Source organism: Gordonia sp. CPCC 206044, assembly GCF_048537895.1.
In the GTDB taxonomy this organism is placed as follows: domain Bacteria; phylum Actinomycetota; class Actinomycetes; order Mycobacteriales; family Mycobacteriaceae; genus Gordonia.
Genome location: NZ_JBCLVL010000010.1, coordinates 162,127 through 173,911 on the forward strand (window position 1 = coordinate 162,127; position 11,785 = coordinate 173,911).

At 66.5% G+C, this 11,785-nt stretch carries 10 protein-coding genes; 6 read left to right on the top strand and 4 right to left on the bottom strand.

Going from position 1 to position 11,785, the window contains the following annotated elements; genetic code table 11:
* Nucleotides 1-398: 398 nt before the first annotated feature.
* Both AAFP35_RS17250 and AAFP35_RS17255 read right to left on the bottom strand, forming a co-directional pair.
* Complete coding sequence (locus AAFP35_RS17250; protein ID WP_419222857.1) at nt 399-1,655, bottom strand: DUF222 domain-containing protein; 1,257 nt, start codon at nt 1,653-1,655, stop codon at nt 399-401.
* A 748-nt stretch (nt 1,656-2,403) separates the two neighbouring features.
* The gene (locus tag AAFP35_RS17255; RefSeq protein ID WP_419222858.1) at nt 2,404-3,936 is read right to left on the bottom strand and encodes a SpoIID/LytB domain-containing protein; all 1,533 of its coding nucleotides are present in this window, start codon (nt 3,934-3,936) and stop codon (nt 2,404-2,406) included.
* A 189-nt stretch (nt 3,937-4,125) separates the two neighbouring features.
* Between AAFP35_RS17255 and AAFP35_RS17260 the strand changes: the two genes are divergently transcribed.
* A complete protein-coding gene (locus tag AAFP35_RS17260; RefSeq protein ID WP_419222859.1) occupies nt 4,126-5,493 on the top strand; it encodes a peptidoglycan recognition protein in 1,368 nt (455 codons plus the stop codon).
* Nucleotides 5,494-5,541: 48 nt separating this feature from the next.
* Here AAFP35_RS17260 and AAFP35_RS17265 read toward each other — a convergent pair whose 3' ends face one another.
* Nucleotides 5,542-6,135 carry a TetR/AcrR family transcriptional regulator gene (locus AAFP35_RS17265; RefSeq protein WP_419222860.1) on the bottom strand — a complete coding sequence of 198 codons (594 nt, stop codon included), beginning with the start codon at nt 6,133-6,135 and terminating at the stop codon, nt 5,542-5,544.
* A 75-nt stretch (nt 6,136-6,210) separates the two neighbouring features.
* On the opposite strand from AAFP35_RS17265, the gene AAFP35_RS17270 reads away from it, so the two are divergent.
* The 5 genes from AAFP35_RS17270 to AAFP35_RS17290 all read left to right on the top strand — a co-directional run bounded on the left by AAFP35_RS17270 (nt 6,211) and on the right by AAFP35_RS17290 (nt 10,856).
* On the top strand, nt 6,211-7,152 hold the full coding sequence (locus tag AAFP35_RS17270; RefSeq protein ID WP_419222861.1) for an aldo/keto reductase: 942 nt from the start codon (nt 6,211-6,213) through the stop codon (nt 7,150-7,152).
* Nucleotides 7,153-7,199: 47 nt separating this feature from the next.
* Nucleotides 7,200-8,042, top strand: a complete 843-nt coding sequence (locus AAFP35_RS17275) for a class I SAM-dependent methyltransferase (protein ID WP_419222862.1) — start codon at nt 7,200-7,202, stop codon at nt 8,040-8,042.
* A 235-nt stretch (nt 8,043-8,277) separates the two neighbouring features.
* Nucleotides 8,278-8,865: a peroxidase-related enzyme gene (locus AAFP35_RS17280; RefSeq protein ID WP_419222863.1), complete on the top strand. Its 588-nt coding sequence runs from the start codon at nt 8,278-8,280 to the stop codon at nt 8,863-8,865.
* A gap of 24 nt (nt 8,866-8,889) precedes the next feature.
* Entirely contained in the window at nt 8,890-9,519 is a 630-nt protein-coding gene (locus AAFP35_RS17285) for a peroxidase-related enzyme (protein ID WP_419222864.1), read from the top strand.
* Nucleotides 9,516-10,856: an aldehyde dehydrogenase family protein gene (locus AAFP35_RS17290; RefSeq protein ID WP_419222865.1), complete on the top strand. Its 1,341-nt coding sequence runs from the start codon at nt 9,516-9,518 to the stop codon at nt 10,854-10,856. The genes AAFP35_RS17285 and AAFP35_RS17290 overlap by 4 nt, the downstream gene beginning before the upstream one ends.
* Here the strand turns inward: AAFP35_RS17290 and AAFP35_RS17295 are convergent.
* Complete coding sequence (locus AAFP35_RS17295) at nt 10,811-11,737, bottom strand: LysR family transcriptional regulator (RefSeq protein WP_419222866.1); 927 nt, start codon at nt 11,735-11,737, stop codon at nt 10,811-10,813. The genes AAFP35_RS17290 and AAFP35_RS17295 overlap by 46 nt on opposite strands.
* Nucleotides 11,738-11,785: the final 48 nt, after the last annotated feature.

An 11,785-nucleotide genomic window follows, 5' to 3' on the forward strand; every position in this document is an offset into this window, starting at 1 on the left:
CCCACCGGGGTGCTGCACGCCTTGCCCGTGGGAGCGGACCAGCGTGCGTCCTCAAGGCCCACCGTTCGGGTGCCCGCCGGCTCACTATTCGGCGGGCACCCGAAGGGTTTCCCATTTCACGCTGTGGAGTTGTCAAGGGTCGTGCACAACCCGGGTTGTCCCGGGTTGCTGGTTCAGGCGTGGTGAAAGTCCTGGTGGGTCAGTCTGTTTCGATGGCCATGAATATGGCGGTGTCGGGAGGGTGATCTCGATACGCTCGCTCGGCTTGCGCCTCGCGGGCTACTCGATCGGCGGTGGGTGGGTGTCAAGGGTCGTGCACAACCCGGGGTCGCCGGGCTGCCGATCAGGTGTGGTGAAGAGTGTTCGCGCTCAATTGGTTTCGGAAGTGCCTGTCGGTGTCAGGCGGCGAGGGTCATGGTGCGTCGGTTGTAGGCCGGTAACGGTGTGCGTGTGGGGTCGACCTCGACCGGTGGAATCAACCAGGGGTGTCTATCGGCACCCATGATGATCTCCCACCCGGACGCGTGAATCTGCGCGTGGCACGAGGTGCACAACAAGCAGCCGTTGTCGATGACGGTGGCACCCCCATGCGACCAGTAGATGATGTGGTGACACTGCGTATATCCCGCGGCCGCTCCGCACTTCACACAGCACTGGTCACGCACGATCAACGCTTTACGCTGCTGGACGGTGAACAACCTCGTCCCGTTGCTCACGCCGAGGGGTGCACCGTGCTCATCGAGGTCGAACACGGTGACGGCGGAATCACACGCCACCAAATGCGCCGTGCTCTGGGAGACCGGACCCAACCATTCCAGAGACGCCCGATCCGGATGATCAGCCGGCACGGTCACACTCACCTGCGTTTTCGGCGCGACCACCATGTCGGCGTCACCGCTGCGAGTGGCTTTGGCCGCGGCATCCAGGATCATCTCCAACGCATCGGCGCGACGCTGCCCCGCCGACCGGGCGTCGGGCGACCCGTCCGGTTCCGGCCGCTTGCGGGACAGAGATTCGACCGCGGACACGAGTTTCTCGCCGGTGACGATGTCGAGGTTGGCGAACACCTCCAACCGGCCATCGGCGGCCACGGTCGTGGAGACCTCGTTGATCGAGCGGTCTTCGGCCGCCGGCACCCCACCCTCATCCTCGGCGATCTGATTGCCGCGCGAGCGCGCCACCGCCAGTACCTCGCGTGGGGTGGCACCGGCGAACGCTTGAGCGATCAACGCCAACTCGTGTTCGATCACCGACCCCGCCGACAACGGTTCGGGTGCCCGCTGATCGATGTGAGCCATCCCGCGCACCACCGCGTCGACGTGCTCACCGGAGAACACCCCGTCCGCAGAATACGCAGCCACCCGCTCCAACCGGTCCAGGGCGGCTCCGATGCGAAGCCAGCGGTCGGCGACACCCGGAGCAGCACCCATCTCGATCAACAACCTCCGGGTGCGACCACCAGAACGCTGCGCCACCCCCAACCTGTCCATCGCCGCCACATGCACCGCCAACTGATGATCGACCAGGTTCCGCACGTCCATCAAGGTCTTCGTGGTCTCGAAGACCTGGCGACCGGACGCATCAGCGTCGATCGTCACCTCACGCAGCAACAGAATCAGGGTGTCCAACGGCATGACTCGATTGTAGTCGAACATGCGTTCGGCGGGAAGAGTTCATCCACAGGTATTTCATTGTGCAGCAATGTATTTCGGCGGCACGTTCGTCGCCCTGATGCAATTGTAGCGGCGACCTCTGACAGGTTCGGGCTGTTGAGTGGTGTTGTTGCACAGGTGTGTTGACAACATTGTTCCGCTGCCCGTGCTCGACCACGGCCGGTCTCGATGCCTGCGTGGTCTCGATACGGCCCCTCGGCTGGCGCCTCGGCACCTACTCGACCGGCAGTGTGGGCGCGCCAACGCGACCGGGGCCCAGAGCCGTCCGACGCGGCCGAACTGGGCAACCGGCTGTAACGCAATATGATCCGAGCACATTCGGGTCTCGATGCGGATCTTCGGCTGGCGCCTCGGCACATGTTCGACCGGCAGTGTGGGCGCGCCCATAACGCCACCAGAAAGCAAACCAACTCTTCCCCAGCATGATCGAGGAACCCACAGTCGACTGATCACGTTCACCGGCAATCATCTCGCGTCCGGCCCCCACGGTTGCACGCACACACTGCCGGTCGAGTAGGCACTGAGGCGCTAGCCGAAGAGCCGTATCGAGACCTGAGAGTGTCCGAGAATGGCGGGACCCGGATCGGGCAATCAGCTGTAACGCACTACGATCCGAGCAGCTTCAGGTCTCGATACGGCCCCTCGGCTAGCGCCTCGGCGCCTACTCGACCAGCAGTATGCACCGCGACCGTCCCCGTCCGTCTCAGTCATACACCAACGGATACAGAGGTCAGCGAAGCCGGTCTGTCGCGGGGAAGCCGAGGACCGGAAGTCCGCCGCGGGCAAGGTAATCCGCCAGTCCTCCACCGGCGAGTGCGTGTGCACCGGTCTGCGTACTGAAGAGCATCAAACCCCGCTGGAAGACCTGGATGAGACCCTTGCCGTCGGGCGTCAGGTTGGGAACGCCGATGGCCTCCCCCAACGGACCCGTGACACCGCCGAGTTGGTCGTACTTTCCGTTGAGCGCCTGGGTGCCGACGTTCAGCAGCTGCGATGCACCGGGAATCACCTGGTCGGCGAGCGACGAGAGGTTACTGAGATCGAGGGATCCGCCCGCAGGCCCATCCGGCCCCGTCGGCGGCTTGACGATCTTGGGCTTTGTCGCCTGCCCCTTGATCGAGAACCAGGAAGACTTGAGCCCCAACTTCGTTCGGGCATCCTCGCCGGAGACCTCGACGGTCCGGGAGGCGCCGACGGCGCGCACCTTGACGGCACGACCGTTCTCCGCCCCCAACCCGTTGGCCTCGACGACCTCGAGGGCACGCAAACCCCCGACACCGAAGGCAGAGGCAATGCTGCCCGCACTGACCGTGGCGGTCCAGTTGCGATTCGGCGACACCGAATCGCCGTCGTCGCGAACTGCCGGGAAGCGACCACCGGCGGTGTAACCGCCTGTGGATGCCGAGAATTCGGTGAACGCCGGTTTGCCGCCCTGCAGGAGGATCTGCCCCGCGGTCGCGTCCGCGGCACGGTTCGTGCGCGGATCCTCGCCTGCGACACCACCGTAAACCTGGGAGTTCTGGGTGTCATCGATCTTCTTACCGCCCGCGATGGCGGCCAGAGCATAGGTCCGGGCGGCGACGGCCTGCGCCTTCAGCGCCTCGGCGCCACCGGAGTCCGCCCACTGCGGCATGCTCTCCTTCGGGATGACGCCCTTGACGTAGTCATCGATGTGGAGGCGGTTGGACACGCCTCCGTCGGCAAAGCCGAGGGCGCCCCGGAACGCCTGATTCGAGCCGCAGTACTTCAGGAACTCGTTCGGCGGGCGGCTCGCCGCCATGTTGATCGGCTCCACCCAGGGAGCGTTGACGGTACGTACGACACTGCCACCGCATCCGTTGGTGATGGTGGCCGTGGTCCCGGACAAGCTGACCGCCTGCCCGGGAGCCACCGTTTGGCCACCCACTCGCATCCCGGCGTCCGCGTGCACATTCACCGAGTTCTTCCCAGTCAACCTCACCGAGATCTCGGGCCTGTCCACCTTCCCCGCGGTGGTGCCGCCGTAGTAGTGGCGCAAAATCTGTGCAGCCGGCCACCCCTTCTTGGCATAGCCGTACGCCCCCCATTGGCCCATTCCCCGACCGTGTCCGAGTCCGTGACCGATGAGCGTCACCTCAGAACCAGCCGAGAGCATCACCGAATGCGTGGTGACCTTCTGGCCTGCGACTGCGACGATGCCACCCGCGAGCAGCAGTGGCGCCAAGCCGACCGCCGCCAGGGACAGCTTCCGTTTCCGGGCATGCCGTGGACGTGTTGCGACCAAGGTCAGACCTTCCGTTGCTTTGTCAGGGCAACCGGCCTTCACGCACCGGTGTTACTGATGTGACTGTTGTGACGATAGTGAACTTTCGGATGTAACAACAACCCCAGGAGATAACAACCACATCACGAGTTTCACAGCCCCGGCGCGCGGTGTGGATCCGGCCCCGCGGCGACGACACGATGTCGAACCATGCGCCGAGTCCGCCTTCGCAGGGCAAGACCCAGACACTCCCTCGTTCTCGCCACCATCGCCGCCGCGGTGGTGGCGAGCCCCTTCGCGGTCGTCATGACAGGTGCCGAGCCGCGCCCGACCGACCGCCACCGACCGGTTCCCACCACGGCCATCGACCAGATCGGGTTGGCGCAGGCGCCGGCCGCGATGCTCGATCTCGCCGAGTCCGGACTCGCCGCGGCCGGTGTCCGCTTGCCCGAGATCGATCCCGACGCAGCACTTCGCATGGGCGAACGAGCCGTGGGAGCAGCCGTGCAGCATCTGGTTCGCGACAAACCCCTGAAGATGGTCGCTTTCACCTGGGAGCGCCCGTTGGACGTGTCGATGCTGTTGCGCGCCAAGCAAGCCGACGGAGCCTGGGGCAACTGGCAGAAGCTGGACCCGGTCGACTCCGGCCGTCCCGCATCGCCCGAGCACCCCATGGGTACCGAACCGATCTGGGTCGGCGATGCCCGCGAGGTCCAGGTGGCGGTCACCGACAACGGACTCGCCATCCCGGCCGCCGAACCGGCGGGCGGAGGGCTCGCCGAACTCGTCATCGGCTCGGCCGGATCACTCGCGAAGACTTTGGCAACGACAGCGTTGTCGGCGCTCAAGGCAACATTGATCAGCCCGGAGGGACTGCTCTCACTCGGCTCGTCCATGCTGACGCCGCTGCTGGGCGGGCCGTCGGTGGTCGCGCGTGCCCAATGGGGCGCCGACGAATCCATCCGCTGCTCCTCGCCCGCGTACTCCCCGACGATGCGCGGCGCGATCGTCCATCACACGGCCGGGAGCAACGACTACACACCGCAACAGTCGATCGAGATCGTCCGCGGCATCTACGCCTATCACGCACGCAGCCTGAACTGGTGCGACATCGGCTACAACGTGCTGGTGGACAAGTACGGTCAGATCTTCGAGGGAGCCTTCGGCGGGCTCGACCGCAACGTCGAGGGCACTCACACCGGTGGATTCAACAAGTCCACGGTCGGGGTGTCGATGATCGGGAACCTCGACGAGGTGGCACCGACCACCCCGATGGTCTCCTCGGTGGCGCGATTCCTGCGCTGGCGACTCGGAAAAGCGGGCGTCAATCCGGCCGGTCCGGCACAACTGACGGCAGAGCCCTTCTCCGACAGCAAGTTTCCCGCCGGAGCGGTGACCAGCCTGCCGGCGATCAGCGGCCACCGCGACTACAACAGCACCACCTGTCCCGGCCAGCACGGCTACGCCGCGTTGACCCCGATTCGCGCGATGGTGGGCGGAACGGCCGCCCCGGCACCCGAATCTCCGGCGCCCGAATCCCCTGCGCCCCCGCCGCCTGCCCAACCGCCCGCGGCCTGACAGCGAGCCGTCCGCCCTGCCGTGACACGACGGCAGGGCGGTCTGCGTTCACGAGCCCGCACGAGGACGCAGACCGTCGACGAGGAGGTCGAGAAGCCTCGACAGCTGGGCGTCGTCGTCCGAATCACGCACGGCCAGCATCACTCCCACGAGCGCGGTGGTGACATCGTCGGCGGTGACGTCATCTCGGAGCAGACCGGATTGCGCGCCTGCTCGCAGGAACGTCCCGACAGCGTCGTTGACCCTGTCACGGGTGCGCGCCGTCTGCGCGGTGGTCGTCAGCGCGCCGGCCCTGAGTGTCTCCGCCATTCCCCGTTTGGCCGCGACGAACTCGGCGTAACGATCGAGCCACGCACGGAAGGAGACGTCGGCGGGCGCCGTCGTGCGGAATTCGTCGGCAGCCTCGATGACCGCGTCGAGTTCGGTGGCGTAGACGGCGGCGACCAGATCTTCGCGCGTCGGGAAGTTTCGGTAGAGGGTGCCGATCCCGAGTCCGGCCGACCGTGCGATGCCCTCCAGTGACGCGTCTTCGCCCGTCGTCGTGAACGTGGCCCGGGCAGCCTCGATGAGAGCCGCGCGATTGCGCGCCGCGTCGGCCCGGGGCGGACGCGCCCGAGAGGTCGTCGAATCACCCTTGGACAAAGTGGAGGGTCCTCCGTATAGTCGGTGAAGCGGAGGAGCCTCCGCTCATTCTTCTCCAGTATAGGAGGGCTCACCATGACGGAGACAGCACAACGACAAGCCACCCCGGGCGGCACGTTCGACCTCGGCAGCCACACCGTCGCACGTATCGGCTTCGGCGCGGCATCGCTCGAACACTTCGCCGACGACCTGCCCGCCGGGCAACGGCTGCTGCGACGGGCCGTCGATCTCGGCGTCGACCACATCGACACCGCGGACTTCTACGGCGAGAGCACGGCCAACGAGATCATCCGCCGGACGGTGCGCCCCACCGACGCCCCCGTCGTGGTGACCAAGGTCGGCGCGGTCAGCGATCCGGGTGGCGCCATCCCGCTGCGCCCGGCTCAGCGTCCGGGTGAACTCCGCAGCGCTGTCGAAGACAACCTGCGCAGCCTGGGCCGCGACCGCCTCGACGTCGTCAATCTCCGCCGACTCGAGGTCGGACCGGGCATCAGCGCGCAGGGCGATCAGGTCGTCGACGTCGACGATCAGCTGGCCGAGATGACCGCGATGCGCGACGAAGGACTGATCGGGGGAATCGGGTTGAGCGCCATCGGCATCGACACCCTGCGCCGGGCGCTGCCCGCCGGCATCGTCTGCGTGCAGAACGCATACGGACTCATCGCACGCCAGTTCGAGGACATGCTGGACCTGTGCGGGGCGGAGGGCATCGCCTGGGTGCCGTTCTTCCCTCTCGGCTCCCGCTTCCCCGGCTTCCCGAAGGTGACCGAGCAACCCGAGGTGGTGGCGGCCGCTCACCGGCTCGACGCCACGCCCGCGCAGATCGGACTCGCGTGGCTGTTGCAGCACGCACCCAACACGCTTCTCATCCCGGGTACCGGCGCCGAGAAGCATCTCATCGAGAACATGGCGGTCGGCGACGTCGCTCTCGACCCGAGCACCATCGCGGAACTCGACGGGCTCTGGGCCGCGCGGTTCGCCGAGCACGTCGACACCGCACCGCGCTGGATCGACTGACCGTCAGACCGAGGTACCCCCTGAGCGGGAGGTGCACACTGACAGTTATGTCGAACACCGGACCGGAGAGCACAGCACAGCGGGTCGCACTGTGGCGCGCGCTGCATGTCGAGGTCGACGCTCCGCCCCATGTGTTCGTCGACGAGGTCGGACGCGAACTCATCGGCGGAGACGACACGTGGCGAGCTCGACCGGACATGGACCCCGAGACGACTGCCGGGTTTCGTGCCTCGATCGTCGGCCGGGCACGCTTCGTCGAGGATCTCGTGCTCGAACAGATCGATCGCGGGGTGGACCAGTACGTGATCCTCGGCGCCGGGCTGGACACCTTCGCCCAGCGCCGACCCGAAATCTCCTCTCGAGTATCGATATTCGAGGTCGACCAGCCGGCTCCCCAATCGTGGAAACGTACCCGCCTGATCGAATCCGGCCACACGGCACTTCCGCATTTCGTCCCTGTTGACTTCGAGGCAAACGAAGACTGGTGGGAGGAACTGTCTCGCAACGGCTTCGACGCCACCAAACCCGCGGTCGTGGTCTCGACGGGTGTCACCCACTACCTCACCAGGGAGGCCACCGCCGCCACCGTGCGTCAGGTCGCCGCGCTCGCGCCGGGATCGACGTTCGCACTGTCGTTCCTGATCCCGGTCGACGCCATCGCCCCCGAGGACCGAGCAGGCCTGAAGACCAGCGAGACCGGCGCCGAACGAGAGGGCACACCGTTCGTGAGCTTCTGGAGCCCTACGGACATGACCGCACTGGCGCGTGACGCCGGGTTCGTCGATGTCCGGCATGTGCCAGGTTCCGCACTCGCCGAACGCTATTTCGGCGACCGCACCGACGGTCTGCGCCCATCCACCGGTGAGGACCTGATCGTCGCGAGGACCTGACGTTCGGCCACTGCCGGCTGTCGCCGAGTCCGTCCCGGCCGAGACTCGCCGTCCTCGTCTTCGGCGCGGTGATCACGAATACCGATCACCCCTCCCGAACCCCTCGATCACAGCGCGAGCGCAAGTTGTCGTCGTGTGAGGTTCTTACTCTGGTCCAGCCGATCACGTGCCCCTAGCGTCTGACGGGTCCGCATGTCACCACGGTGACCATTCGCAACGACCCGAGGCGCAATTCATGACCGAGACGCTCGAATCTCCCTCTGCCACAATCATCTCCCGACTCGAAGTGCCGGAGTTGGACGAACTTCCCGCAGAACTCCGCCAACAGATCGCGGCCCTGGAACGTCAGCTCGGCTACATCCCCAACTGGGTTCGCGCAATCTCGGTGGGCGGCGCGCACACCGCACGTTTCAACACGTATCTCCTCGCCCTGCTGGACCCGAACTCGGGCTTGCTGCCCTATGCCGATCGCGAGATCCTGGCCACCGTCAGCTCTGCCGAGAACGGCTGCTCCTACTGCCGCCTCAACCACGCGGGGAGTCTGGGCGAGGCGCTCGGCGACCACAGGCTCGGGACCCGGATCGCCATCGACTACCGCGAGGTACGTGAGCTCTCCTCCCGCCACCGCATCCTCGCAGGCTTCGCCGCCAAGTTGTCGGTCCGGCCCGGAGATGTCGACGACGCCGACATCGCAGAGCTTCGCGAACTCGGCCTGAGCGACGAGGAGATCTTCGAAGCGGTTCACGTGATCTCGTCGTTCGCGGCCGCGAACAGGTTCACGATCTTCCTGCAGGTCCGACCCGACGATCAGTTCTTCAACTGATCTGCGCGACAAGGAGTCACGTTCATGACCGTCACCACCGGCGCACCCACCCGGATCTCCCGGCTCCGTGTGCCCACCGACGACCAGCTGTCCCCGTCGGTGGCCGCCTTTTTCGAGGCCACCGAGAAGCAATCCGGCTTCGTACCGAACTGGTTGCGTGGGTTCGCCCTCGACGAAGGGCATTTCGAGCGCCTCAATGCGTACCTGTTCCCGCTGCTGCAGGGTGCACCCGAAGTTTCCACGTCGATCACTCGTCGCGAACGTGAGATCCTCGCGACCGTCGTCTCGGTGCGGAACGGATGCTCATACTGTCACGCACTGCACGTACACGAGTTGGGTGAGTTCCTCCAGGATGGGTGGCTCGCCCACCGGATCGCACTCGATCACCGTGAGGTGACAGAGCTGTCCGAACGTGAGCACAAACTGATCGAACTCGCGCTCACGGTGACCACCACACCCGCCGAGGTCGCCGACGACGACATCGACGGGCTGCGCACACTCGGCTTGTCCGACACCGACATCTTCGAGGCCGTGCAGGTCATCGCCGCCCTGAACGCGACCAATCGCATCTCCCTCGCTCTGGGGCTGCTACCGGATCCGGAGATCTTCGACGGCGATCACGTGGGCGAACCTGCCGAATCCGACGCCGGATGACCAACGTGCTCAGCTCCGGTGTGCGTGCGGTCGACGAGATCGTCGACCGCGCACACACTGGATTCGCCGCCGTCCGCCGCACCGATTCCGGCACCCGAGCCCGCTGGCTCGATTCGTTGGCTGGCGAAATCCTTGGTGCCGCAAGGGAGATCGCGGACGATATCCACGCCGACACCGGCAAGCCGTCCATGTGGGCGACGATCGAAGTCGAGCGCGCAGCCTCGATCGTGCGACTCGCGGCGCGCGAGGCGGTCGCAGTGCATCCCCATACGCAGCGCTTGGACGCACAACCCTCCGGAATCGGTCGACTGGCGCTCACCGTGCGCGTCCCCCGTGGTCCGGTCCTGGCGTTGACGCCGTTCAACTTTCCGTTGCACCTTGCCGTCCACAAGGTGGCCCCGGCCATCGCTGCGGGCGCTTCCGCAATTGTCGTCCCGAGTCCGCGGGCACCTCGTACGGCGTCGGCGCTCGCGGAAGCCGTCCGACGGTCCGCGATCCCTGACGACGTGGTCACCGTGTTGACACCGACCGACGACCATTCCCGCACCTGGGATCTCATCACCCACCCGTGCCTTCCGGTGATCAGCTTCACCGGATCCGACCCAGTCGGCTGGCGCATCGTCGACGCGGTGCCGCGCAAGCAGGTCATCGTAGAACTGGGTGGTGACGGCGCTGCGATCATCGCGCCCGATCACCTCGACGACAGCGATCTGCGCCTGGCCGCCGACCGGATCGCCACATTCGCGTTCTACAACGCGGGCCAAGCGTGCACGTCACCTCAACGCGTCTACGTGCCGCGGGCTCATCTGACCCGGTTCACCGACGTGCTGGTCACCGCCGCACACGATCTGGATCCGAACACCGACGTCGGCCCGGTCATCGACGTCGCCTCCGCCGACCGTATCCGCGCGTGGCTCCACGAAGCGGTCCGCGCAGGCGCCCGCGTGGCGACCGGCGGACCCGGTGAGGGCCGGCACATCCCGCCGACCGTCCTGGTGGAGCCGCCTACCGACGCGCGCATCGTCACCGACGAGGTGTTCGGTCCGATCGTGTCGGTACTGCCGTACGACCACCTCGACGACGCGTGGCAGGCGGTCAACGCATCGCGGTTCGGATTGAGCGTCGGGGTGTTCACCCACGATGTCCGCCTTGCGTTTCGGGCCATCCGCGAACTCGAGGTCGGGCAGGTCGTCATCGGAGATGTCCCGACGTTCCGATCCGACATCACGCCCTTCGGCGGGGTGAAGGATTCCGGCCGCGGGCGTGAGGGCGTGCGGGCCGCCATCGACGACTACACCGTGACGCGGACCGCAGTGTTCGCGGAGGCGGCGTTGTGATGGACCCGAGAGTGCCGACGGATCTGCGATGCCAGCCGCAGCACACGCGGCGTCGGATTGCCCCCGACCGCGGTGACCAGGGCCAACTCGATCGGCTCGTCGACATCGCCGAGACGTCGCCACCGGACGCCGTCGCGTTCGGCCACGCTGAACTCCGGGAGCAGACAGACGCCCATCCCCGCGGCGACGAGCCGCACCGCATCCGGCGTGGACTCCACGTGCGAGACGACGCGGACCTCGGTCGGATCCAGCAACCGGGCGGCCACTCCGTGCATCATGTAGCCGTCGCGGAAGTTGACGACCCGCTCGCCGGCCAAATCGGCGACCCGGAGTTCCGATCGGCCCATCAGCGGGTGATCGGCGGGCATGGCCACCCCCATGTCCGCCGTCAGCAGCGTCTGCACCCGAAGGCCGGCGATCCGCTCGGCTCCCTGTTCCAGCGTGATCACGCCCAGATCTGCCTCGGCGTTGCGAACCTTGTCGATGACATCGCCGGCCCCGCCGATCCGAACCTGGACCTCGACCGCGGGATCCACCACGAACTCCTTCAGGCAGTCGGGGAGCACCGTGTTGATCGCCGCGGTGACCGCGGCCAGCCGAACCAGTTCGACGGTCTGTCCGGCGGCGAAGCTCTGCAGCGCGCTTCGCAACTCCAGATCCGCAGCGCCCACGGCGCGCAACGCACTCAGCGCAGCGGCGCCTGCCGGGCTGAGCGTAGTGCCCTCATGGGATCTGAGCAGCAATGCAACGCCGAGTTCGTCTTCGAGGCGACGGACCGACCCACTCAACGCGGACTGACTCACACCGAGTCGACTGGCCGCGGCGCGAAACGACGACGTCTCGGCGATCGCCAACACGGCGTGCACCTGTTCGGTTCTCACCACACACATCGTCCGCGCGAATGACCGCGGGTACCACGAAAGGAATCA

Bases quoted from the DNA above. Each gene is read 5' to 3' on its own strand.
- AAFP35_RS17250 (WP_419222857.1), bottom strand. From the start codon at position 1,655: ATGTTCGACTACAATCGAGTCATGCCGTTGGACACCCTGATTCTGTTG.
- AAFP35_RS17260 (WP_419222859.1), top strand. From the start codon at position 4,126: ATGCGCCGAGTCCGCCTTCGCAGGGCAAGACCCAGACACTCCCTCGTT.
- AAFP35_RS17270 (WP_419222861.1), top strand. From the start codon at position 6,211: ATGACGGAGACAGCACAACGACAAGCCACCCCGGGCGGCACGTTCGAC.
- AAFP35_RS17275 (WP_419222862.1), top strand. From the start codon at position 7,200: ATGTCGAACACCGGACCGGAGAGCACAGCACAGCGGGTCGCACTGTGG.
- AAFP35_RS17280 (WP_419222863.1), top strand. From the start codon at position 8,278: ATGACCGAGACGCTCGAATCTCCCTCTGCCACAATCATCTCCCGACTC.
- AAFP35_RS17285 (WP_419222864.1), top strand. From the start codon at position 8,890: ATGACCGTCACCACCGGCGCACCCACCCGGATCTCCCGGCTCCGTGTG.
- AAFP35_RS17290 (WP_419222865.1), top strand. From the start codon at position 9,516: ATGACCAACGTGCTCAGCTCCGGTGTGCGTGCGGTCGACGAGATCGTC.